At 61.3% G+C, this 23,983-nt stretch carries 23 protein-coding genes; 14 read left to right on the forward strand and 9 right to left on the reverse strand.

Annotation, left to right across the window (positions count from 1 at the left end; genetic code table 11):
• Positions 1-516: 516 nt before the first annotated feature.
• Genes imuA through P3T40_RS39700 form a run of 3 tightly spaced genes read left to right on the forward strand, consistent with a single transcriptional unit; the run spans position 517 to position 5,791 of the window.
• Entirely contained in the window at positions 517-1,224 is a 708-nt protein-coding gene (gene imuA, locus P3T40_RS39690; RefSeq protein WP_429273202.1) for a translesion DNA synthesis-associated protein ImuA, read from the forward strand.
• Entirely contained in the window at positions 1,154-2,635 is a 1,482-nt protein-coding gene (locus P3T40_RS39695; protein ID WP_429273148.1) for a Y-family DNA polymerase, read from the forward strand. The genes imuA and P3T40_RS39695 overlap by 71 nt, the downstream gene beginning before the upstream one ends.
• A gap of 6 nt (positions 2,636-2,641) precedes the next feature.
• The gene (locus P3T40_RS39700) at positions 2,642-5,791 is read left to right on the forward strand and encodes an error-prone DNA polymerase (protein WP_429273149.1); all 3,150 of its coding nucleotides are present in this window, start codon (positions 2,642-2,644) and stop codon (positions 5,789-5,791) included.
• A 108-nt stretch (positions 5,792-5,899) separates the two neighbouring features.
• Here P3T40_RS39700 and P3T40_RS39705 read toward each other — a convergent pair whose 3' ends face one another.
• Together P3T40_RS39705 and P3T40_RS39710 are read right to left on the reverse strand one after the other, a co-directional pair.
• Positions 5,900-6,829, reverse strand: a complete 930-nt coding sequence (locus tag P3T40_RS39705; RefSeq protein WP_429273150.1) for a dTDP-4-dehydrorhamnose reductase family protein — start codon at positions 6,827-6,829, stop codon at positions 5,900-5,902.
• Between the two features lie 13 nt (positions 6,830-6,842).
• Positions 6,843-7,046: a heavy-metal-associated domain-containing protein gene (locus P3T40_RS39710; protein ID WP_429273151.1), complete on the reverse strand. Its 204-nt coding sequence runs from the start codon at positions 7,044-7,046 to the stop codon at positions 6,843-6,845.
• 124 nt (positions 7,047-7,170) lie between these two features.
• Between P3T40_RS39710 and cueR the strand changes: the two genes are divergently transcribed.
• The 3 genes from cueR to P3T40_RS39725 all read left to right on the forward strand — a co-directional run bounded on the left by cueR (position 7,171) and on the right by P3T40_RS39725 (position 8,629).
• Positions 7,171-7,593 carry a Cu(I)-responsive transcriptional regulator gene (gene cueR, locus P3T40_RS39715; protein WP_429273152.1) on the forward strand — a complete coding sequence of 141 codons (423 nt, stop codon included), beginning with the start codon at positions 7,171-7,173 and terminating at the stop codon, positions 7,591-7,593.
• 298 nt (positions 7,594-7,891) lie between these two features.
• Positions 7,892-8,038, forward strand: coding sequence for a DUF3563 family protein (locus P3T40_RS39720; protein WP_429273153.1), 147 nt, complete (start codon positions 7,892-7,894; stop codon positions 8,036-8,038).
• A 234-nt stretch (positions 8,039-8,272) separates the two neighbouring features.
• Positions 8,273-8,629, forward strand: coding sequence for a hypothetical protein (locus P3T40_RS39725; RefSeq protein WP_429273154.1), 357 nt, complete (start codon positions 8,273-8,275; stop codon positions 8,627-8,629).
• A gap of 85 nt (positions 8,630-8,714) precedes the next feature.
• On the opposite strand, the gene P3T40_RS39730 is transcribed toward P3T40_RS39725, so the two are convergent.
• Positions 8,715-9,560 carry a 23S rRNA (adenine(2030)-N(6))-methyltransferase RlmJ gene (locus tag P3T40_RS39730; RefSeq protein WP_429273155.1) on the reverse strand — a complete coding sequence of 282 codons (846 nt, stop codon included), beginning with the start codon at positions 9,558-9,560 and terminating at the stop codon, positions 8,715-8,717.
• A gap of 283 nt (positions 9,561-9,843) precedes the next feature.
• Entirely contained in the window at positions 9,844-10,815 is a 972-nt protein-coding gene (locus P3T40_RS39735) for a potassium channel beta subunit family protein (protein ID WP_429273156.1), read from the reverse strand.
• A 255-nt stretch (positions 10,816-11,070) separates the two neighbouring features.
• On the opposite strand from P3T40_RS39735, the gene P3T40_RS39740 reads away from it, so the two are divergent.
• On the forward strand, positions 11,071-11,868 hold the full coding sequence (locus P3T40_RS39740) for a 3-hydroxybutyrate dehydrogenase (RefSeq protein WP_429273157.1): 798 nt from the start codon (positions 11,071-11,073) through the stop codon (positions 11,866-11,868).
• Positions 11,869-11,878: 10 nt separating this feature from the next.
• A complete protein-coding gene (locus tag P3T40_RS39745; protein WP_429273158.1) occupies positions 11,879-13,117 on the forward strand; it encodes a DUF3734 domain-containing protein in 1,239 nt (412 codons plus the stop codon).
• A 132-nt stretch (positions 13,118-13,249) separates the two neighbouring features.
• Here the strand turns inward: P3T40_RS39745 and P3T40_RS39750 are convergent, their stop codons facing one another.
• Entirely contained in the window at positions 13,250-14,449 is a 1,200-nt protein-coding gene (locus tag P3T40_RS39750) for an amino acid aminotransferase (RefSeq protein WP_429273159.1), read from the reverse strand.
• A gap of 463 nt (positions 14,450-14,912) precedes the next feature.
• Between P3T40_RS39750 and uvrB the strand changes: the two genes are divergently transcribed.
• From uvrB to P3T40_RS39780, 6 genes are all read left to right on the forward strand, one after another.
• Positions 14,913-17,006, forward strand: a complete 2,094-nt coding sequence (uvrB, locus tag P3T40_RS39755) for an excinuclease ABC subunit UvrB (protein ID WP_429273160.1) — start codon at positions 14,913-14,915, stop codon at positions 17,004-17,006.
• Positions 17,007-17,402: 396 nt separating this feature from the next.
• Positions 17,403-17,951: an iron transporter gene (locus P3T40_RS39760; protein ID WP_429273161.1), complete on the forward strand. Its 549-nt coding sequence runs from the start codon at positions 17,403-17,405 to the stop codon at positions 17,949-17,951.
• A 104-nt stretch (positions 17,952-18,055) separates the two neighbouring features.
• Complete coding sequence (locus tag P3T40_RS39765) at positions 18,056-18,388, forward strand: cupredoxin domain-containing protein (protein WP_429273162.1); 333 nt, start codon at positions 18,056-18,058, stop codon at positions 18,386-18,388.
• Positions 18,389-18,461: 73 nt separating this feature from the next.
• Positions 18,462-19,307, forward strand: a complete 846-nt coding sequence (locus P3T40_RS39770; RefSeq protein WP_429273163.1) for an FTR1 family iron permease — start codon at positions 18,462-18,464, stop codon at positions 19,305-19,307.
• Between the two features lie 92 nt (positions 19,308-19,399).
• The gene (locus P3T40_RS39775; protein ID WP_429273203.1) at positions 19,400-20,752 is read left to right on the forward strand and encodes a 4Fe-4S binding protein; all 1,353 of its coding nucleotides are present in this window, start codon (positions 19,400-19,402) and stop codon (positions 20,750-20,752) included.
• 35 nt (positions 20,753-20,787) lie between these two features.
• Positions 20,788-21,195, forward strand: coding sequence for a GlcG/HbpS family heme-binding protein (locus P3T40_RS39780; RefSeq protein WP_429273164.1), 408 nt, complete (start codon positions 20,788-20,790; stop codon positions 21,193-21,195).
• A gap of 286 nt (positions 21,196-21,481) precedes the next feature.
• Here the strand turns inward: P3T40_RS39780 and hemP are convergent, their stop codons facing one another.
• From hemP to P3T40_RS39800, 4 genes are all read right to left on the reverse strand, one after another.
• Positions 21,482-21,751, reverse strand: coding sequence for a hemin uptake protein HemP (gene hemP, locus P3T40_RS39785; protein ID WP_429273165.1), 270 nt, complete (start codon positions 21,749-21,751; stop codon positions 21,482-21,484).
• A gap of 209 nt (positions 21,752-21,960) precedes the next feature.
• A complete protein-coding gene (locus P3T40_RS39790; RefSeq protein WP_429273166.1) occupies positions 21,961-22,443 on the reverse strand; it encodes an SRPBCC family protein in 483 nt (160 codons plus the stop codon).
• A gap of 73 nt (positions 22,444-22,516) precedes the next feature.
• A complete protein-coding gene (locus P3T40_RS39795; RefSeq protein ID WP_429273167.1) occupies positions 22,517-22,915 on the reverse strand; it encodes an OsmC family protein in 399 nt (132 codons plus the stop codon).
• A 106-nt stretch (positions 22,916-23,021) separates the two neighbouring features.
• Positions 23,022-23,894 carry a pirin family protein gene (locus P3T40_RS39800; RefSeq protein ID WP_429273168.1) on the reverse strand — a complete coding sequence of 291 codons (873 nt, stop codon included), beginning with the start codon at positions 23,892-23,894 and terminating at the stop codon, positions 23,022-23,024.
• Between the last annotated feature and the right edge of the window lie 89 nt (positions 23,895-23,983).

Raw genomic sequence — 23,983 nt, forward strand, 5'->3', positions numbered from 1 at the left:
CAAACAGAAACCCCACCCCGCAAAAGGTGGGGTTTCTGCGTTTACGCGTCCGGAAACAGAACGCGTGCAAGCCCGCTCAGTCAACTCACACGACCGCTATCACCGCAAGCCAAAGGCGGATGTCAGAGACCCTTAGGTCCGCGGTTTCCTCACAATCACAGATCCACTTGGCCCACATCTGCAACGGCCCCTTCGCACATTCGTAGCGCCCGCTGCATCCATCACTCAGCGGTCCTCTTGCCACCACTTCACTTTCAAATCACTGTATAAATTCACAGTGGTTTTTTTGTACTTCAGAAGATTTCGGCGGCATCATACGTATCTGGCTGACAGTCACCATCATTCAGCCCCATGGACCGGTGTTCTCCGCAGGTCAGCAGTGTGAGTGGCACGGAATCCAGTCCCCAGCACCGGCAGGCCTCTCAGCACCCATCGCCATCCACGTAAAAGTGCCAATTCGCGTCAAACAATTTGCGTGTAGGATACTGTATATATATACAGTATCCTACACGCTCAATGTCAATCCCCGCTATCAGCGCCGAAGAGATCCACCCGTCGCTCTGGCGAGCCTCTCAGCTCGCGCGTGGGCGTGGACGCACGGTGGATACGGGCTATCCAGCGCTGTCGACGGAGCTGCCCGGCGGCGGCTGGCCGGTTGGCGTGCTGGTCGATTTGATGGTCCAGCAGGCTGGCGTTGGTGAAATGCGACTTTTGCGGCCCGCGTTCAGCGCGCTAGCCGATCGGCCGGTCGCGCTGGTCCAGCCGCCGCACATCCCTGACGGGCTGGGACTGGGATATATCGGGCTGTCGCTTGATCGCCTGTTGCAAATCAAGACGCCTAAAGCCGCCGACGCTTTTTGGTCCGCTGAACAGATCCTGCGTGCCGGAAGCTGTGGCGCGCTGATTTTATGGGCGCAACATGCGCAGTCATCATCGCTGCGGCGTTTGCATCTGGCCGCACAGACGTCCGAGACGCTCTTCATCATGGTCCGCCCTCTAACGGCGGCTCAGGATTCATCGCCGGCTGTATTGCGGCTGGCATTACGACCGGCCGCAGAAGGCCTGATGGTCGATATCGTGAAACGACGAGGTCCAACACGCGCGGAGCCTCTGTCGATTTCTCTTCAACCCACTCCAGTTTTGTTTTCCCGTCATGCGCGTCTTTCTCGCCGTCCACTTGCCGAAGTTGCCCCTCGAAGTCTTCCAGCCGAGGTGGTTGTCTGAACCGGAGCACGGCAGTGCCGTGCTCGAAAAAGACAAGGTTGTAATCGCGGACAGCGCAGCGCGTATGGCTGGCGTACAACTGGGTATGAAACGCGGTGGCGTAATGACGCTGTCACCGGAAACCGTCATGTACGAGCGTGACCTCACACGCGAAACCGCTGCGCAACGAGAAGTCGGAATGGCGTTGATGAAGTTTTCCCCTGACGTCGCATTACTCGATGAGGCGACGGTAATCGTCGAAGTCGGCTCAAGTCTGCGGCTTTTCGGCGGCCTGCTGGCGCTTTGCCGGCAGGCGAAGGCCATGCTCGCCACGCTCGGTTTGACCGCGCGCATCAGCGCAGCGCCGACCGGGCATGGGGCATGGCTATTGGCGAAGCACGCGAAGGGGCCAGGTGCGCAGCGCGTATTGCAGCTCGCCTCGCTCGAGCGCGCGCTATTGCCGTTGCCCATGCTCGCGGTACCGGAAATTCGCCTATTCGCCGATTGGTTTGCCGGCCTTGGCTGCGAGTCAATCGCTGACGTACGCCGTCTGCCTCGCGCCGGTTTGCAACGCCGCTGCGGTGAACATCTGCTGGATTCGCTGGATCGTGCCTTCGGTACCGCGCCGGAGCTGTTCGACTGGCTCGAGCCGCCACCTACTTTTTCCGCACATATCGAATTGCCCGACCGGCTCGAATACGCAGACGGTGCACTGTTTGCCGCGCATCGTTTGATCGTGCAGATCTGCGGCTGGTTATGCGCGAAGCAGTTGGCAGTATCCGCGATCACGCTATCCATCGAACATGAGCGGGGCAGGCAAGCGCTCCCGCCTACGCTGATTGAAATCGCGCTCGGTGAGCCAGCATGGCGCGAAGAGCATCTGCTGCGTCTCCTGAAGGAGCGGTTGCATCGCGTGGAACTCGCGGCACCCGCTATTGCGTTGCGGCTCGATGCATCGAAGGTCGAGCCGGTCGAACCGGATACGGATAGCCTGTTCCCTGAACCTGGTGGAACGCCCGAGGATCACGCACGTCTGATCGAATTGTTGATCGCGCGCGTTGGCGACGAAAACGTGCTGCGTCCTGCGCCGACCGCGGATCACCGGCCGGAAGTCGCGAACCGCTGGGTGCCCGTCAGCCAGGCGGCGCAGAAGATCGCGCTACCCGAAAGCCTGCCGCGCCCAACGTGGATGCTGGCCACGGCCATGCGTCTTTTGATGCGTCAGCATCGGCCGTTCTATGGCTCGCCGCTGCGGATAATGTCGCCGGCCGAGCGTATCGAAGCCGGCTGGTTCGACGGTGAACTTGTCACGCGCGATTATTTCGTTGCGCAAGCTGACGACCGCAGTTGCTACTGGATTTACCGCGAGCGTATCAGCAGCCGCGATGCCGAAGAAGAACCGCGCTGGTTTCTTCACGGCCTGTTCGGATGACGCGCAATGGACTCGACCTTCACTGCGCTGCCGGCGTACGCCGAGCTGTTCTGCTTTTCCAACTTCACGTTCCTGCACGGCGCGTCGCATGCGGAGGAGCTCGTCGAGCGCGCAGCGCAGCTCGGTTACGCGGGGCTCGCCGTCACTGACGAATGCTCGCTTGCGGGTGTCGTGCGTGCACACGTCGCGGCTGAAAAAGCGGAGCTGCCGCTTGTGATCGGCTCGTATTTTCGGCTGCGCAATGCTGATGGTTCCCCCGCGTTCGGACTGATTCTGCTCGCGCAGAATCGCGAGGGCTACGGCAATTTGTCGGAGTTGATTACGCTCGCGCGAACCCGCGCGCCGAAGGGTGAATACCGGCTGACGCCGCAAGATCTGTCACGGCCAGATTGTGACAACGCCCATCTGCGCGGCATGCCCGATTGTCTCGCGATTCTGGTGCCAGCATTTCCAGCCAAAGAAGAGGCGCTGGAAGTGCAAATTGAATGGCTCGACGCGACCTTTCCCGGGCGCGCATGGGTGGGGCTCGTGCTGCATCAGCGCGCGATGGACGATATCCATCGCGGAGCGGTCGAATATGTCGCCGACCGTCAGAATGTGCCGGTCGTCGCACTCGGCAACGTGGTGATGCATGTACGTTCGCGTAAGCCGTTGCAGGACACGATGACGGCGATTCGCATCGGCAAGCCGGTTCATGAGTGCGGTTATGATCTCGCGCCTAACGCCGAGCAGCATCTGCGATCACGGTTGCGCATTGCGAATCTTTATCCCGAGCAGACACTGCACGAAACGATCAGCGTGCTCGAGCGCTGCACATTCTCGCTTGAGAATTTGCGTTACGAGTACCCCGATGAACTCGTGCCCAAAGGTTACACGCCCACCGAGTACCTTCGTCAGGAGACGTATATCGGCGCGCAGTGGCGCTTTCCGTCCGGCGTTCCGGCCAACATCCAGCAACAGATCGAAAACGAACTGGCACTCATCGCGGACCTGAAATACGAACCGTACTTTCTGACGGTCTATGACATCGTTCGTTACGCGCGCAGCCAGCATATTCTGTGTCAGGGGAGAGGGTCGGCGGCCAACTCTGTCGTATGTTATTGCCTCGGCATCACCGAGGTGGATCCGGCGCGCAGCAACATGCTGTTCGGGCGTTTCATTTCTAAAGAGCGCGGCGAGCCACCCGATATTGATGTCGATTTCGAGCATCAGCGGCGCGAAGAGGTCATTCAGTACATCTATAACAAGTATGGACGTGACCGCGCGGCGATTGCGGCGGCGGTGTCCACTTACCGGCCGCGTGGTGCGTTGCGTGAGACGGGCAAGGCGTTGGGGATTGATCCGCACATCGTCGATGCGGTCGCGAAGTCGCACCATTGGTTCGACAATAGTCACGATCTACTGAAACGTTTCGAGGAGTCGGGACTCGACCCGGAAAATCGGTTGATTCAGTCTTGGGCCAGACTGGCGTCACAACTGCTCAACTTCCCGCGGCATCTATCGCAGCATTCCGGCGGCTTTGTAATCAGCCGCGGCAAGCTCACGCGTCTCGTGCCGGTGGAGAACGCGGCGATGGCGGATCGCTCGGTGATCGAATGGGACAAGGACGATCTCGAATCGCTCGGACTTCTAAAGATCGATGTGCTGGCACTTGGCATGCTGTCGGCGATCCGTCGCATGCTTGACTTCGCATCGGCGCGGCGCGGTGAGCGCCTCGATATGCAGGACATACCAGAGGGTGACAAAAAGACGTACGACATGATTTGTCGCGCCGATACGATCGGTGTGTTCCAGATCGAATCGCGGGCACAGATGAGCATGTTGCCGCGTTTGCAGCCACGCGAATACTACGATCTCGTCATCGAGGTGGCCATTGTGCGTCCTGGCCCGATTCAGGGCGGTGCGGTGCATCCTTATCTGCGCAGGCGGCAGGGATTGGATCCTGAAATTTATCCAAGCGACAGACTGCGGGAAGCCTTGGAGCGCACGAAGGGCGTACCAATCTTCCAGGAGCAGGTGATGCAGGTGGCGATGATCGCGGCCGGCTTCTCGGCAGGCGAAGCCGATGAGCTGCGCCGTGCAATGGCCGCATGGAAACGCAAGGGCGGGCTGGAGAAGTACTACGACCGCATCGTCAACGGGATGGAGGAGCGTGGCTACGAGCGAAGCTTCGCCGTGGCGATCTTCGAGCAGATCAAGGGCTTCGGCGAATATGGCTTTCCGGAGAGCCACGCGGCGGGTTTCGCCTTGCTCGTCTATACGAGCAGCTGGTTGAAGTGTCACGAGCCTGAGGCATTTCTTGCCGCCCTGCTCAACAGTCAGCCGATGGGTTTCTATTCGCCATCGCAACTCGTGCAGGATGCGCAGCGGCATGGCGTCACGGTGTTGCCGGCCGATGTGACCGTCAGCGGATGGGACTCGACGCTCGAACCGATCGAAGATGAAGAACGCCCGGCGGTTCGTTTGGGGCTATCGCTGTTGCGCGGCATGAAAGAAGACGCCGCAGAGCGCATTGAGAATTCGCGCGCGGTGCGGCCATTCAAGAGCGTGCATGACCTGGCGCGGCGTGCGCAACTCAACCGGCACGATCTGCACGTGCTGGCTGATGCGAATGCGCTGGCCGCGCTCGCAGGCAATCGTCGTGAGGCCTTGTGGCATTCGATTGCGGCTGTGCCCGATAAGGACATGCTGGCCGTCGCCGCTGTGCAGGATGAGACGCCGGAACTGGGCGCGCCATCGGAGGGGAGTGAGATCGTCGCGGACTACCGCTCGGCAGGCTTGACGCTCGGCCGTCATCCGCTCAAATTGCTGCGGCCTCAATTATTGGCCAACCGGCTGATGCCGGCATCGACGCTACGCAGTTATCCTAACGGACGTCTAGCTCGCGCTTGTGGGATCGTCACGGTCCGGCAGCGGCCGGGCACGGCGAAAGGCGTGATCTTCGTGACAATTGAAGACGAGACTGGCAACGTCAATGTGATCGTGTGGCCGGGTTTGCTCGAGAAACAGCGCAAAGAGGTGTTGAGTGCGTCGCTGCTCGCGGTGTACGGTGTCTGGCAGTGTGAAGGGGAAGTGCGGCACCTCGTTGCGCATCGGCTGGTTGATATGTCGCATCTGCTGGGTGGATTGCAGTCCACCAGCCGGGATTTTTGCTGACAGTCCCCACTGCGGCGGACTCAGGCCAGGCCGGGAAACCGGATGTGGACGGGGGTTTCGCTGCCTCAAAGACGTCCGGGGCTCGCCGAAGTGATTAGCGATCTCACGCTATGTTGCACCGTTGCATCGAGGCCACGGAAACTTCGTCAACACTTGCCGGATCGCTGTATCGAACGGCGTCCGCCGGCCAATCCCGAGCGCTTCCAGACGGTCTGAATCCAGATGGCAGTTGTGCGGGCGCGGCGTCGCATCCGTCGGCGTGTGCTGTGGCGTGAGCCTGGCTTCCAGTTGCAGCGCTTCGGCCAAGCGGATCGCAATCTCGTGCTTCGTCATCGGCTCATCGCCCGACCATTGCACGATGCCGCGAATCGCTTCGCCACGCGCATGGCGCTCGAGCATCTGACGGATGACGAACGCCACGTCGGGTGTGAACGTCGGGTAACGGATCGCCCATGCGTCCATCACGGCTGCTTTTGCGTCCTGCGAGTCGCCCGCTGATGCCGCAATAGCCGGCACCAGACTGGTCACGGCCGATTCCGCCCAATCGACAGTCGGCCCGTACAGCAGCGGCAAACGTAGCACACAGCCGAGCTCGGTCGTCTCAGTGAGCGCTCGCTCACCTTCGAGCTTGCTGCGGCCATAAGCGTTGAGCGGAGACGGCTGGGCATCGTAGCGGTAGGGTGGATGCGTGCCGTCAAACACGTAGTCGGTGGAGATCGACAACACCCACGCACCGCGTAGTCTGGCCGAGGTGGCCAGGGTGCATATCGCGTCGACGTTCAACGCGCGCGCCAACGCAGGATCGTGCTCGCAGACATCCGGACGACGTTCCGCTGCGGCAATGACGAGCGCATCGGGTGCTTCGCGCTCGATAAACTGCCTGACTGCCTGCTCGTCGCGGATGTCGAGCGCGACCCTGTGCTGGCCGGCACGCCGGAACGCGGTCGATACGACCTGCCAGTCCGTCTGTTGCGCCAGTTCGTCGACGAGGGCGCGGCCGAGCAAGCCGGACGCGCCGATGACTGCAACCTTGAACATGTGCGACGTCGCTTTAGTGAGCGTCGACGACGGTGTAACCGGCCTCGTCGATGGCAGCCTTCAGCGTATCGACCGATTGCGCGGAGTCGACCGCCACGCGGCCGGTCGCGAGATCGACCTTGACCTGCGCTGCGGCGTCCTGTTCGCGGATCGCGTTGGTTACAGCCGCCACGCAGTGCTGGCAGCTCATGCCTTCTACCTGAAATTCGATCGTCATCTGCTTTGCCTCGAGAAACATGAATGTTGCGATGGTTGAATTATGCCTGCCGGCACGCACCTCAGTGAGTGACCTTCCCACGGTGGGAAGGTGTACGATCGGCGGACACAGTGGGGAAACAGCTATGAACATCGGTGAAGCGGCCCGCGCGTCGGGCGTCACGGCGAAGATGATTCGCTACTACGAAAGTGTCGGTCTGTTGGCGGCGAAAGCTCGTACGACGGCCGGCTATCGGGTCTACGGTCCGCAGGAGGTGCACTCGCTGCGCTTTATTCGCCAAGCGCGGCGGCTGGGTTTCTTGGTCGAGGACATCCGCCGTTTGCTGGCGTTGTGGCAAGACCGTTCGCGCGCGAGCGCCGAGGTGAAGGCGATCGCGCTCGAACACGTCGCCGATCTCGACCGTCGCATCGCGGAATTGACGGAGATGCGCGACACGCTCTCGCATCTCGCTCAGCATTGCCATGGCGACGCCCGGCCTGATTGCCCAATCATCGAAGGTCTCGCCGATCCTGAAATGGCCGCATGCCACGCCTGCCACACCGACTGATGACCCAAGGCGCAACCTTGGACAACGTCGCGTCGCAACCGGGCCATGTAATTGCACCAATACGGTGCGAATATGTGACCCAATCTCGTGAAAATCAGCTCGAAACATCATTTAAGCTATAAAAATCAGTCGCTTGTCGTCGAATTCAGAATGCACCATTCCAAAACGGAATGCACGTCATTCGGGCATTTCACTGGTCAGGTTGCACCAAAAGCCTATAATCCGGGTTAACCCTTCATAAGGGAAATCCCTGATGTCCAACCCACCGGGGATTCATTTCTGATCCTTGGAGAACATCATGTTTGCAGTCATTCTTGAAAAGCTGAGCACCTGGTTTGAAACCGCTGAACGTAACCGTCGTGAGGCTTATCTCGCGTCGTCGTCGGACATCGTCCAGCTCGAACAGCGCATCCGTTCGCTCGAAACGAACGGCTACTCGCTGTAAGTCAGTCTGAAGTTCGTCTGACCCGCGGCGGCGCAAATCGCGCAGTCGCAGTAGTAGAGCGTAAGGCCCCGTATTGGCGGGGCTTTGTCATATCTGGTGTCTGCGTTTCGTCAGGCGCTCACCGGCCAACTTCCTCGTGCCGTTCAATATCGACTAGCTTGAACGTTGCTACCGCGGTAAGGTAAAGCGTTTTTTTGCGCAATCCGGCATTCCCGTAACCAACCCGGTCCGCTCATGGCTCCAGTCCGATTGATTCGCTCCTTGCGGGGCGCCGTAGTCCCAGCGCTGTTCACCACGGTCTCGATGTTGACGCTCGCGGCGCCGACGGCATTCGCCGCCTCGTCGAGTGGAGGGCAGCCGTTGATACTCGACACGCAGCAGGGCATCAGCGACGGCCACAGCGGCACGGTGCTGCAGACTGCGCCGCTATCGCACGAGCGAATTGTTCAGGCGAAGCCGATCGCGACGCCTACCGAGCTCACACCGGACTCGTCTGTGCCGATCGTCGTTGCCCCGTACATCCAGTTACCCGCCGGAGGTGGCACGTCGACGTCGCGTCCGCAGCCCCGTCCTGTGCAGCATTCGCAGTAGACGCTGCGCCCGCCTTAGGGGGGCTGCCGGCTCGACCATGTGCCGTAAGGTGGTCAGGTACATGCGCTGCGAGACAGCGCACCCTTCAATCGCCGCGGTGTTCCACCTTGAATTGCGCGGCCTTGTCCTGACCGAGTGCCTGCACCAGCCACGGCATGGTCTCTTTCAGCGTTTTAGCCATCGTATAAGGCGGGTTCAGGATGAACATTCCGCTACCGAAGAGCCCAAAACCATCTGACGGTGGATTGCTGACGGTCAGCGTCACGTGCAACCAGTTGCGCTCCTGCAGACGCTTCAACTGATCCGGAAAGCGTTGCGATTCGGGGCGCGTCACCTGCGGATACCAGATCGCATAGGTGCCGGTTGCAAAGCGTTTGAGGCTTTCCTCGACGCAATTCAACGTGCGCGTGTAGTCGCGCTTGTCTTCAAACGAAGGATCGATCAGCACCAGCGCGCGTCGCGGCGGTGGCGGCAGCAAGGCCTTGACGCCGTCGAAGCCGTCGCCCGCGTAGAGCATGGCGCGCCGGCCGGCATCGCGGAAGTTGTGCTGCAGCACGTCGATCTCGGTGCTGTGCAGTTCGAACAGGCGCATGCGATCCTGTTCGCGCATCAGCCGCCATGCGAGATACGGTGAGCCGGGATAGAAGCGCAGATTGCCGTCTGCGTTAAGCGCTGCGACCTCATCCACATAATCGGCCAGCATGGGCGGCAAATCCTTTCGCCCCCACAGTTTGGCGATGCCGGTCTCGAACTCGCCCGTCTTGGTGGCGTAGCCTTCCTTCAGCGAATAGACGCCGGCGCCGGCGTGAGTGTCGATGTACCAGTACGCCTTGTCTTTCTGGGCGAGGTAGCGCAACAATTGCACGACGACGGCGTGCTTCAGGACGTCGGCATGATTGCCTGCGTGAAAGGCGTGGCGGTAACTGAGCATGATGAGGTGAGACTCGAAAGAGGGCGTGCCGGTCGATTGTGGGCCGCGGTGGACCCAACGTGGGTCCGCCCGCGCGGGGCGCCGCGTTGCGACCGGAAGCGCACGTGCAAGGCGGACGCGTATTGTACGCGAGCCCGCGTTGCCGTCCGAACGGCGGCTGGACCTGGACCAAAACCAGAACCGTGAGCTACCTGACCGGCAGTCCGAACTCCACGCTGCCGGTGGCCGGTAACTGGTTGCGTTTGCCGCGCCGCCGCTCGCGCGGCGAACGCGACAGCGCGGTTTAGTCGTACGTGTCGCCGACGATTTCTTCGATCTTCAGCTTGACCTCCGGCGTGATCTTCGCGGCCACGTCCTGAGCCTTCATGTTCTCGCCAATCTGCTCGACACGCGACGCGCCCGTGATCACGGTGCTGACATGAGGGTTCTTCAGAATCCACGCAATCGCGAGTTGGCCGACCGTGCAACCGAGCTCGTCCGCCACGCCGCCGAGCTTGCCGACAACGCCGTTCCTGCCCGCATCCGTGACCTGCTTCTTCAACCAGTCGTAACCCTGCAACTGGGCGCGGCTGTCAGCCGGTACGCCGTCGCGATACTTGCCGGTTAGCAGGCCCGAGGCGAGCGGACTCCACGTGGTCAGCCCAAGGCCGATGTCCTCGTAAAGCCGCTTGTATTCCTGCTCGACGCGCTTGCGGTGGAACAGGTTGTACTGTGGCTGTTCCATGACAGGTTTATGAAGATGATGCCGATCGGCGATGTCGTAAGCCGCACGGATCTCGTCCGCGCTCCATTCGGAAGTGCCCCAGTAGAGCGCCTTGCCGCGCGTGATCATGTCGCTCATCGCCCAGACGGTTTCCTCGACCGGGGTATTCGGATCGGGGCGGTGGCAGAACACCAGATCCACGTAGTCGAGCTGCAGGCGCTTTAGCGAGGCGTCGATCGCGTTCAGCAGATACTTGCGGTTCAGCGTGTGATACTGGTTCGGCGCTTCCTGCAGGCCCCAGAAAAACTTGGTCGACACGACATAGCTGATGCGCGGCCACGCCAGTTCCTTCAAGGCCTGTCCCATGATTTCTTCGGACTTGCCGCCGGCATAGACCTCGGCGTTGTCGAAGAAGTTGACGCCGGCATCACGTGCGGCCGCCAGCGATTCGCGTGCCGCGTGCGTATCCACCTGATTTCCGTAGGTCACCCAGGACCCGATGGACAGTTCACTGACTTGCAGGCCGGAACGGCCGAGTCGTCGATAGTTCATGCATTTCTCCTTGCGAGTTGATGCAACCGGCATCCAATCCTGCCAGCGAAATCGGGCGCCAAATCAGGCGCAATCCATACAGTTTAAAGAGATACGGATTTCTGCGCGATTTCCCGATGCCTTTCACGGGGTTCATGCACAATAGCAAAGTTGGCCGCAGTGCAGCATTCGTCTGGACGGCCTATGCCGTTCGGTCAGCTTCACGCCGCCTGCGCGTCGTGGTTTCATTGCTCATCAACTGTATGGAGGCTCTGGATGTCGTCACTGAACACGAATCTGAATGGCAAGGTCGCGGTTGTTACGGGCGCGGCGAGCGGGATCGGCAAGCAGATCGCGCTGACATTGTCGGCAGCGGGTGCTGCAGTTGCGATTGCCGATCTGAATCAGGATGGCGCAAACGCCGTCGCTGAAGAAATCAAAAAAACCGGTGGCAAGGCCATCGGTGTCGCGATGGACGTCACGAACGAAGAAGCGGTCAACCAGGGTATCGACAAGGTGGCCGCTGAATTCGGCTCGGTCGACATCCTGATTTCGAATGCCGGTATCCAGATCGTCAATCCCATCGAGAACTACGCTTTTTCCGACTGGAAGAAGATGCAGGCGATCCACGTCGACGGTGCGTTCCTCACCACCAAGGCGGCCCTGAAGCACATGTACAAGGACGATCGCGGCGGCATCGTCATCTACATGGGTTCGGTCCACTCGCATGAAGCCTCGCCGCTGAAGTCGGCCTATGTCGCAGCCAAGCATGCCTTGCTGGGTCTGGCGCGCGTGCTGGCCAAGGAAGGCGCGAAGCACAACGTGCGTTCGCACGTCGTTTGCCCGGGCTTTGTGCGCACGCCGCTCGTCGACAAGCAGATTCCTGAACAAGCCAAAGAACTGGGCATCAGCGAAGAGGACGTGATTCGCAACGTGATGCTCGGCGGTACGGTGGACGGCATCTTCACCACGGTGGAAGACGTCGCGCAAACCGTGCTGTTTCTCTCCACCTTCCCGAGCGCGGCCTTGACCGGCCAATCCTTCATTGTGAGCCACGGCTGGTTCATGCAATAAGGAGCCCGCTATGGCGCAACGCAATGTCAAGCGGGCGCGTGCCGGTACCCTCGGCGACGGGGATGGCGAGCACGCGGGAGCAGCGGCTGGCGTTCGCGCCAGCCGGCAGATCCAGTTGCCGCAATACGAAACCATCGCGCTGATGCTGCAAGGCGGTGGCGCGCTGGGGGCCTATCAGGCAGGCGTCTATCAGGGCCTCGACGAGGCCGGCATCCAGCCAAACTGGGTGGCCGGCATTTCGATCGGCGCGCTCAACACGGCCATCATTGCCGGCAATGCGCCGGAGCATCGCGTCGCACGGCTGCTTGAATTCTGGGAGACGATCTGTCAGCCGGCGTTCGCGCCGCCGTTGCCACCGTTCCTCGAACAGGCGTTCTTCAATTACAACGACACGGTCCGCAAGGCTTTCACTGCCATGCAGGCTACGGGGGCGATCGTCCAGGGGCAGAAGGGGTTCTTTGTACCGCGCTTCCCGCCGCCTCTGCCAACCGTGTCCGGGCCGCCGCAAAACGCCAGTTACTACGACACGTCGCCCATGAAGTCGACGCTCGAGAAGCTGTGCGATTTCGACCGGATCAACTCGCGTGAAATGCGCGTCTCGGTGGGAGCGGTGAATGTCGGTACGGGCAACTTCGCGTACTTCGACAACACGCACATGAAATTGCGGCCGGAGCATTTCATCGCCTCAGGCGCATTGCCGCCTGGATTCGGCGCGATGGAAATTGATGGGGAGTACTACTGGGACGGCGGCTTGATGTCCAACACGCCGCTCTATGAAGTCGTGCAGACCACGCCACGCCGTGACACGCTCGCGTTTCAGGTGGATCTGTGGAGCGCCATCGGGCCCGTGCCGGACAATATCACCGATGTGCAGGGCCGCATGAAGGACATCCAGTATTCGAGCCGCACGCGCCTCGTCACCGACATGTTGCAGCGTTCGCAGCGCTTCAGGCACGTGTTGCGTGAAGTGCTCGACCGCGTGGCGCCCGAACACCGCGATGACCCTTGGTGCAAGTTGGCGGAAGATTTGTCCTGCTCAAAACGCTACAACGTCATCCATCTGATCTACCGGCAGAAGGAGTACGAAGGGCATTTCAAGGACTTCCAGTTCGGCTTGTCGACCATGCGCGAACACTGGGAAAGCGGTTTGGAGGACATCCGCAACTCTTTGGTGCAACCCGACTGGCTGACCTTGCCCGACAACGATGCCGGTTTCGTCACACACGACATCCATCGCGACAAACGCTGAGGTTTTTAGCGTCCAATGAAAACGGCGCCCTGTGAACTGATGATCACAGGGCGCCGTTTTTTTACCACCAAAGCTAGCCAGGCCTATTCAGTGAATGAGCGGCGCTCAATCGCGCCGCTTTCCTTCAGGCCATTACTTCAGTACTTGAGCAATAGCGGTAGTCACGGAATCGAGGTTGCGCGTGTTCAGCGCGGCCACGCAGATGCGGCCCGTGCTCACGGCATAGATGCCGAATTCTTCACGCAGACGGTCCACTTGTGCTGCCGTCAGACCCGAGTACGAGAACATGCCGCGTTGCGCGTTCACGAAGCTGAAGTCGCGGTCCACGCCGCTTGCCTTCAGGCGTTCGACCAGACCGTTGCGCATGGCGCGGATACGGTCGCGCATTTCGCCGAGTTCCGATTCCCACGTGGCGCGCAGTTCCGGCGAGCCGAGCACGGCTGCGACAACCGAGCCGCCGTGGGTGGGCGGGTTCGAGTAGTTCGTGCGGATCACGCGCTTGAGTTGCGACAGCACGCGCGAGGCTTCTTCCTTGCTGCCGGTGATGATCGACAGTGCGCCGATGCGCTCGCCGTACAGCGAGAACGACTTCGAGAACGACGACGAGACGAACACGTTCAGTTCCGCGAGGGCGAACAGACGCACAGCGGCAGCGTCCGATTCGATGTTGTCGCCGAAGCCCTGATAGGCGATGTCGAGGAACGGCACCAGTTCGCGGGCCTTGACGACTTCGACGATCTGCTGCCATTGAGCGGCGCTCAGGTCGACGCCGGTCGGGTTGTGGCAGCACGCGTGCAGCACGACGACCGTGCCGGCTGCGTAGCTATTCAGCGCGCTCAGCATGCCTTCGAAGTTCACGCCTTGGGTCTTCGCGTCGTAGTATGGGTACGAGACGACTTCGAAGCCTGCGCTTTCAAACAGCGCACGGTGGTTTTCCCAGCTCGGGTCGCTGATCGCGACCTTGGCGGCCGGGTTGACGCGCTTCAGGAAGTCGGCGCCGATCTTCAGCGCGCCCGTGCCGCCCAGTGCCTGCGCGGTCACCACACGGCCCGCGGCGATCAGCGGCGAGTCGTTGCCGAGCAGCAGTTTCTGCACGGCCGCGTCGTAGGCCGCAATGCCTTCGATCGGCAGGTAGCCGCGCGGCAGCGCCGCTTCGATGCGAGCCTTTTCCGCATCGCGCACGGCGCGCAGCAGCGGAATCTTGCCTTCTTCATTGAAGTACACGCCCACGCCCAGGTTGACCTTGGTGGTGCGCGTATCTGCGTTGAAGGCTTCGTTCAGGCCCAGGATCGGGTCGCGGGGAGCAAGTTCGACGGCGGAGAACAGAGACATGATGGTTCGGCAGTAGTGAAAAGAGGGACGGCTTCAAGCATGGCCGCGGCACCGGCGGAGCAAGCCTGCACAGGGACTTGCGGTTAGGCAGGCCGAATCAGGCAGTCGGTGTTTAAAAGCAGCAGCGAGCGCAGCATGCCATTGTAGCGAATCCTGGCGCGTTTTTTGGGCCGCGGCCGCTTCCCAAACCGATTATTTGCTTGAAAAACAGCGCTTTGGCATCAGTTTAGACAGGCGCGCGGCACTCGGCCGGCCGCTGCGGGAAGTCAGGAAAGCTGCTGCGCCGCGGCTCCGTGCGGATTCGGCGCACGGCCCAACAGGGGCCAGATGCCCGTCGCAGATCTCCGTAAGCGTTGCCCACAACCCCGCCGCCTTCGACCGCGCCAGGCTCCGGCCGTACGCTCAGCCCGCACTTCCGCAAACCGCTAGAATAGTCCTTTGCCCAGGCCCTGGTGCCGCACACATGTCCGAACATCATCTGACTGAAGTCAACGACGCTCTCGACGAGTCGAAATTCGTGACGTTCGAAGGCTCGCCGTTCCAGCTTTACCAGCCATACCCGCCCGCCGGCGACCAGCCCACTGCCATCGATACGCTCGTCGAAGGTGTCGAGGACGGCCTGTCGTTCCAGACGCTGCTTGGCGTGACCGGTTCCGGCAAGACCTTTACGATGGCCAATACCATCGCGCGGCTCGGCCGCCCGGCTATCGTGTTTGCGCCGAACAAGACGCTGGCGGCCCAGCTTTACTCGGAGTTTCGCGAGTTCTTCCCGCGCAATGCGGTCGAGTACTTCGTCTCGTACTACGACTACTATCAGCCGGAAGCGTATGTGCCGCAGCGCGACCTGTTCATCGAGAAAGACTCGTCGATCAACGAGCATATCGAGCAGATGCGGCTCTCGGCGACCAAAAGCCTGATGGAGCGGCGCGACGTGGTGATCGTCGCGACGGTGTCGGCGATCTACGGTATCGGTAATCCGTCCGAATATCATCAGATGATTCTGACGCTGCGGGCCGGCGACAAGATTGGCCAGCGCGACATCATCGCGCGGCTGATCGCGATGCAATACAACCGCAACGAGACCGAGTTTCAGCGCGGCGCGTTCCGCGTGCGCGGCGACACCATCGACATCTTTCCGGCGGAGCACGCAGAGATGGCGGTGCGCGTCGAATTGTTCGACGACGAAATCGAAACGCTGCAACTGTTCGACCCGCTGACCGGCCGCGTGCGTCAGAAGATTCCGCGCTTCACCGTGTATCCCTCGTCGCACTATGTGACGCCGCGCGAAACCGTGATGCGTGCAGTGGAAACGATCAAGGCCGAACTGCGCGATCGGCTCGAGTTTTTCTACAGCGACGGCAAGCTGGTCGAAGCGCAGCGTCTGGAGCAGCGCACCCGTTTCGATCTGGAGATGCTGCAGGAACTGGGTTTTTGCAAAGGCATCGAAAACTACTCGCGGCACTTCTCGGGCGCGGCGCCGGGCGAACCGCCGCCGACCCTCGTCGACTATCTGCCGAGCGACGCGCTGATGATGCTCGACGAATCGCACGTGCTGATCGGCCAGTTGAACGGCATGTATAACGGCGACCGGGCGCGTAAGGAGAATCTCGTCGATTACGGCTTCCGGCTGCCTTCGGCGCTCGATAACCGGCCGCTCAAGTTCAACGAATTCGAGCGCAAGATGCGCCAGGTGGTGTTCGTGTCGGCCACCCCGGCCGACTACGAGCAGAAGACGGCAGGGCAGGTGGCCGAGCAACTGGTGCGGCCGACGGGCCTCGTCGACCCCGAAATCGAAGTGCGTCCGGCACGCACCCAGGTCGACGACGTTCTCTCCGAGATCAACGAGCGCGTGAAGGCGGGCGACCGTGTGCTGGTCACGGTGCTCACCAAGCGCATGGCCGAGCAGTTGACCGAGTTCCTCGCCGACCACGGCGTCAAGGTGCGCTATCTGCACAGCGACATCGATACGGTCGAGCGGGTTGAAATCATCCGCGACCTGCGGCTCGGAACGTTTGACGTGCTGGTGGGGATCAACCTGCTGCGCGAAGGCCTCGATATTCCGGAAGTGTCGCTGGTGGCGATTCTCGATGCGGACAAGGAAGGCTTCCTGCGCGCCGAACGCTCGCTGATCCAGACGATCGGTCGGGCGGCGCGGAATGTGAACGGCCGGGCGATTCTGTACGCAGACCGCATCACGGATTCGATGCGCCGCGCCATCGACGAAACCGAGCGGCGCCGCAACAAGCAGATCGCCTTCAATCTGGAGAGGGGCATCACGCCGCGCGGTGTGGTCAAGCGCATCAAGGACATTATTGACGGCGTCTACAACGTCGACGAAGCGCGCGCCGAACTGAAGGAGCAGCAACAACGCGCCAAGTTTGAGGACATGTCCGAGAAGCAGTTGTCGAAGGAGCTCAAGCGCCTCGAGAAGCAGATGATGGAGCACGCCAAGAATCTCGAATTCGAAAAGGCGGCCCAGACGCGCGACCAGCTCGCGCTGTTGCGTCAACGTGTGTTTGGCGCCAATGTCGGCGATCATCTGACCGGCACCAACTGAGATACCGGCCGGCTCTCTCTCGAAGCCGGCCGGTTTGTCATGCGGTGCACCGCCGCATGGCTTGCAATTCACCCACTCCCGACCCGCGTCCCTCCGTTGGACCTGATTCCAACCGTGTCATTTTCAATCTGACCCCGAGCAGACCCATTCTGTAAGGCTGCAATGGCAGCCCTGTCGGGACAATCACTCATGCCCCCATCACGCCAAGTCCTTTCTGCAGATGGGTTCTCTGGCATCGTCAATTGTTCTCAACGCTGAACGATGTTAAACTCCATTCAATATTGAGAATGGTTCGCATTAACGTTAGTAATTTTGAGAAATGATTTTGAATGGAACGAGGCGCACCGTTCTCCGCCTGGTTCTCGTCGTCTCAGTCTAAAAAAACAAGGAGTTTCAATGCGAGTCTCTTCATTTCTGCGCGGCAGCGTGGTGGCCGTCGCGGTGGTAGCCGCGATGTCGGCAACGGCTGCTGAATATCCCATTGGCAAGCAGCAGATTCAGGGCGGCATGGAAATCGGCGCGGTCTACCTGCAGCCGATCACGATGGAACCGGAAGGCATGATGCGCAAGGCCTCGGAGTCGGACGTCCACCTCGAAGCCGACATTCACGCTGTCAAGAACAACCCGACCGGTTTCGCCGAAGGCGACTGGATGCCCTATCTGCAGGTGAGCTACGAGCTCTCGAAGGCCGGTTCTGCCCAGACGCAGAAGGGCGACATGATGGCGATGGTCGCCGACGACGGTCCGCACTATGGCGACAACGTCAAGCTGCAAGGCCCCGGCAAATATCACCTGAAGCTCTTCATTGCACCGCCGATGCAAATGGGCCACATGGCCTTCGGCCGTCACGTCGACAAGGAAACCGGCGTGGGTCCGTGGTTCAAGCCGTTCACGCTGGAATACGACTTCACGTACGCCGGCATCGGCAAGAAGGGCGGGTATTAATTCACGGATTCACGCTCCATGCACGTGCGTGCGCTGCGCCGGGCAAAACCGCCGCGACGTGAACGTCTCATCCGTGCAGCGAGCCGGGTTTTCTGGAAGGGCCAATGAGAATCAACCGAAAGATTGCGATCCTCGCCATGACGACCTCGCTCGTCGGCGCCGCTCATGCTGCGGACCTGCCGACCTTCAAGCTCGAAATGACAGACGGCAAGCTCAATCCGGAGCGTATCGAAGTACCTGCCGGGCAGCGCATCAAGATCGAAGTGCGCAATACGGGCAAGGGCGCGGCTGAATTCGAAAGCGTGCAGTTGCGCAAGGAAAAAGTGCTGGCGCCGGGCGCAGATTCGTTCGTGGTGATCGCGCCGCTGTCGCCCGGCGAGTACAAGTTTTTTGACGATTTCCACCAGCAGGCGCAGGGCGTGATCGTCGCCAAGTAGTTGAAATTCGTCAAAGCGGTACCGGGTCTGGATGCGGACGCACGGCGTCCGCTCAAGCAGTAGGAGAAGTTCGATGGGTCAGGTGTTGTTCATCGTGTGGCGGGAGAGCGTCGAGGCGCTGCTGGTCGTCGGCATCCTGTATGCGTGGCTGAAAAACGGCGACGACAATGCGCGGCGCGGTTTGCCGTATCTGTGGGCGGGCGTCGGCGTGGGCATCCTCGCGGCGATTGCGATCGGTGCGGCGCTGATCGGTTTCACCGAAGTGCTGTCCGGCGACGCGCAGGACTACTTCCAGACGGCGATGGTGCTGGTCGCCTGCGTGCTGATCGTGCAAATGGTGCTGTGGATGAAACAGCACGGCCGCACGCTCAAGCGTGACATGGAACAGTCGCTGCAACAGAGCACCCGCGATTCGAACTGGTGGGGCATTGCCGTGCTGGTGGCGCTGGCGATTGCGCGGGAAGGCAGCGAGACGGTCATCTTCCTGTATGGCCTCGGCTTCGGACAATCGGGCCACGTGGACGGCAGCCAGATGCTGGCCGTGCTGATCGGCGTGGCCCTTGCTTTCCTGACGTTCTACGTACTGCAACTGGGCGGCAAGTTCTTCTCGTGGCGGCTCTTTTTCCGCGTGACCGAAATCATGCTGCTGTTTCTCGGCGCGGGCCTGTTCCAGACCGGCGTCGACAAACTGATCGACAAGGAAATTCTGCCCACGCTCGTCGACCAGTTGTGGAACACGTCGGCGCTGCTCGACGATTCGAGCACGTTCGGTTCGCTCGTCGCCACGCTCACGGGCTATCGTGCGCATCCTGCGCTGACCAATCTGCTCGCCTATGCAGTCTATTGGGGCGTCGTGTATCTGCTGGCCCGCCGGGCTAACCGGCAGCCGGCGCAGCGCGCGGCGGGGCGCGCAGCATGAGCGGTGCGCCAGGCCAAACCGCCCAAACCGCCCAAACCGCCCAAACCGCCCACTCCGGCCGTCCCGGGCGGCTCGCTGCGGCAGGTCAGTGGATGCAGCGGCATGGGACGTTGATTCGCGGCATCCAGTGGCTGGTGGTGGCGGTTTACGCGTTTCTGATTCTCGTGCCGGCCTTCACGCCGTTGCCCGACGAGACCGCGCATCTCTGGAACAACCTCACGCTGGCCGCCCAGTTCGTGTTCTGGGGCATCTGGTGGCCGTTCGTGCTGCTATCGATGGTGATGCTGGGTCGTGTGTGGTGCGGTGTGCTCTGTCCGGAAGGCGCGCTCGCCGAGTTCGCCAGCAAATACGGCCGTGGCTGGGCGATCCCGCGCTGGATGCGCTGGGGCGGCTGGCCGTTCGTCGCCTTTGGCCTGACCACGATCTACGGCCAGATGGTGAGCGTCTACCAGTATCCGAAAGCGGTGCTGCTGGTGCTCGGCGGCTCGACCTTCGCTGCGATGATCATCGGCTTGCTGTATGGACGCGAGAAGCGTGTCTGGTGCAAATATCTGTGCCCCGTCAACGGGGTTTTTTCGCTTCTGGCGCGGCTCGCGCCATTTCACTACAAGGTCGACGAAGACGCGTGGCGCCGCTCATACAAAGAGGGCGAACACGGGCATCGCGTGATTCCGATTAATTGCGCACCGCTCGTGCCGCTGCGCAACATGAAGGGCGCTTCGGCGTGCCATATGTGCGGCCGCTGCAGCGGCCATCGCGACGCGATTGCTTTGACGTGGCGCGCGCCGTCCTCGGAGATAGTGGAACTCGGCGACCGGCAGGCGAGCGCCTGGGACACCGCGTTGATCCTCTATGGCCTGCTTGGCATCGCGATTGGCGCGTTTCACTGGACGGCGTCGACTTGGTTCGTCGACCTGAAGATGTTCCTCGCGACGTGGCTGGTCGACCGCGACATCACGTGGCCGCTCGCCACCAACGCACCGTGGTTTCTCTTCACGCATTACCCTGAGCAGAACGATGTGTTTTCGTGGCTCGACGGCACGCTGGTGATCGGCTATATCCTCACCACCGGCCTTGTCTACGGCACAGCGTTGCTCGTGCTGCTGATGGGCGCCACCCGCACGCTGGGCCGCTTTAGCACGGTACGGTTGCATCATCTCGCGCAAGGGCTGATTCCGATTGCCGGCGCGGGTGTGTTTCTCGGGCTGTCGGCGACCACGCTGTCGCTGCTGCGCGCGGAGCATGTTTCGCTATGGTGGGCGTCGGATCTGCGCATCGCGATTCTAGCGGTCGCCAATCTGTGGAGCGCGTGGCTCGCGTGGCTCGTCACACGGCGTTACAGTGCGCGGCTTTTCCAGCGCGGCTTCGCAATGGTATGGTTCATCACCGCCCTCGCGGTCGTCGATAGTGCCTGGTGGCTCATGTTTTGGGGCTGGACGCGCTAACGGCGTGTTGAGTTCAGGATACAGAGAGGCCGCCTGTGAGAACCAAACCTGCACTGACCGACGAAGACGTCAAGAACATGGCCGCTGCCGCCGAAGCGCACGCGGCTGCCAACCATTGGACCGTGACCGTCGCGATCCTGGACGACGGCGGTCATCTGCTTCACCTGCACCGGATGGATGGAACCGCGCCCAGCACCGTCGAAATGGCGATCGGCAAGGGTCGCACAGCCGTGCTCGGCCGGCGCGAAACCAAGGTGTATGAAGACATCGTCAAGAATGGCCGCACGGCTTTCCTGAGCGCGCCGCTGGTCGCGATGGTGGAGGGCGGCGTGCCGATCGTCTTCGAAGGCGAAGTGGTGGGCTCGATTGGTGTGTCCGGCGTGAAATCGGAGCAGGATGCGGCGGTTGCCCGCGCAGGTATCGCGGCCCTCGGGATCGCCTGAGCGAACTGCGCTGCAAGCGCCGCCTGCGCTGCAGCAAAATGCACAAAAGCCGTGTGGATGTTGTCATCCACACGGCTTCGTCGTTCCTGTCATTCAGCAGTTGCGACACGCGCTCCAGCGCCTGTCCGCATTGGTGAGAACCAAAAAAAGTGGCACGGCTTGCTGCGACGGCTGGCTTGGTTATCTGCACGAAGGGGTCTAGATCGCACGTGCAAGCCGTCGTTGCTGGCTAATGCCCCAACACCTCTCGAAGAGGTGGTCCCCACAATACCCGGTACGTCCTTCGTTACTTCGTCAAAATCAGCTTGCCGAGCCGTGTGGCGCGAAGCTGGTAGGTCTCACCGTTATGCACGATGCTCACATGGCTGTGCCCTTGCAGCAGCGTTTCGCTGCGTACCGACGGCGCGGCAGTTCCAGTCTTCGGCGCGGCTCCGTTGCTGCGTTCGCTGGTCTGTCTCGGAGCGGCTACTGTCGTGCTGGCTTTCGGACGGCTGGTCAGCGCAGCGGCGGCGGAGCGGCGCAGGCTAAGCGTAGAAGAGCGCGTGAGGTCGTTCATTCGTCCCGTCGTTTTGTCGATTCGATGAAGTGATTCTAAATGATAATCGTTCCCATTTACAAGGTCGATAAATTCATCGGAATATAGTTTTGATAGTCAGGGGATTGTCAGGGAAGGAGGTGTTCGAGGATCAAGGCGCGTGGGGCGTAGTCGTGCCGGACTCGCGTGGCCCGACGCGGGCGGACGGCCGCCGCCCCACGCCCCCATGCTCAATGCAGCGCGTCAGGCGCCTTGCGGCCTTGCACGTACTGGCGAATCAATCGCACCGTATCGATATCCGACTCGCGGTACGCCGATTTGACGATTTCCTGCGTCTGGCGCGCATCCTGATCGTCGGAGACGGGCAGGGTGGTGCTGTACTCGAAGCGCAGGAACAGTTGCAGTTCGTCGGGCTGCTCGATGGTCATCGTAAGCGAGCCGCCCACATGGGTTTCGGTCGCGAGGATGTCGTAGCGCACGCTGTCATTGGGCGAGAACGTTACGCGATCACGCACGGTCACCTGCCCGTAGTGCAGTTCGCGCTCGAGCGTGCTGTCGGTGCGTGACAGGATCGTGCACGTGTCGAGTCCCAGCACGAACAGTTGCGGCTGTTCGGCGCGCAACACCAGCCCTTCCCACAACTGATCGCGGGTCATGGTGTCGACGAACGGATTCAACGGATCGTTGATCTGGACAAGGTGTTCGAAATTCAAAACGGTGGCTTCCTCTTTAAGCGCTGCACTATGTTCATGATGTCCGGGCCAGACAAGGTGCGCTCGAGCTGGCTCAGGCAGCGGTGAGGCCCGTGCGGACCGAGATCGGGTGTGTCAGGATCTTGTGGACCGGGCACGCATTGGCGATCTGCAATAGACGTTCCCGCTGCTCGTCCGTCAGATCGCCCTCGAGCACGATGCGCCGGTCGATCGTCGAGCCTTCGTCGCCGGTCTCGATCGACAGCGTCACCCGGACGTCGGCGAGCGGCCAGCCCTTGCGCTGCGCGTACATCTTCAGGGTAATTGACGTGCATGCGCCGAGGCTCGACAGCAACAACGTCACTGGACCAGGGCCGCGGTCGCCGCCACCGAGCGACTCGGGCTCGTCGGCGAGCCACGTGTGCTTGCCGTCATCGAGAAGAACCTGAAAATTCGTCGAGCCGATGTGGGCTGTGACGGTGGACTCTGACATACGCGCTCCTGGACAGGGACGGAATGCGCCGCGCGGCGCAAGGGGCTGCGGCGCGCGGCATGAGTCGCTATTGTGAACGAAATTGTCCGGCTTCGTGCCGTAGAGGTCAGTGGGTAATTTGCCCCATCCGGCCTGCCTGATAGTCGGTCACGGCTTGGCGGATCTCGTCTTCGGTGTTCATGACGAACGGACCGTAGCGCACCACCGGCTCCTTCAGCGGCACGCCGCCGAGGAGCAGTACCTCGAGCGGCTCCTCACCAGCCGCCAGCGTGACCGTTTCGCCGTCGTTGCCGAACACGATCATCTGGCGCGCGCCGATTTCACGGCGAGCCTCGCCGTAGAAGCCCTTGCCCGACAGACCGTAAGCGAATACCCGGTAGTTAGGCGGAACAGCATGCTCAATCCTCGCACCCGGCTGCAGCGTGAAATGCTGATATAGAATCGGCGTGCGGGTTTCGATCGCCGCCGACACGCCCAGCGCTTCGCCCGCGATCACCTTCACGCTGACCTGGCCGTCCGCGGAGGTCGCGACCGGAATCTGCGCCGACGGCATTTCCTGATAGCGCGGCGCGATCATCTTGTCGCTGCGCGGCAGGTTCACCCACAATTGCAAACCGTGTACGCGGCCGCCGGTGCGCACGAACTCCGGGTCCGGCATTTCGCTATGGACGACGCCCGCGCCCGCGGTCATCCACTGTACGTCGCCGGCGCGCAGCGTACCGGAGTGGCCCGCCGAATCCTTATGACCGAACTGACCCTCCAGCGCGTAGGTGACTGTCTCGAAGCCTCGGTGCGGATGGTCCGGCGCGCCCTTGGCTTCGCCGGGCGCGTAGTCGATCGGGCCCATTTCGTCGAGTAGCAGAAACGGGTCGAAATCCATCAGCATGCGGGTCGGAAACGGGCGGTGGACGATAAAGCCGCCGCCTTCGGTCGTGCGAACCGCCGGGTACGTGCGTTCGATCGTGCGTGTCGAGCTCATCAAAAAGTCACCTTGGAAAATGGGGAATAGCGTTATTTCTGAAACATGGGGCTATTATAAGGACCGTTTTACGAGGTGCCAGCCACCAT

The sequence above is a fragment of the Paraburkholderia sp. EB58 genome, assembly GCF_050436665.1.
GTDB lineage: Bacteria > Pseudomonadota > Gammaproteobacteria > Burkholderiales > Burkholderiaceae > Paraburkholderia.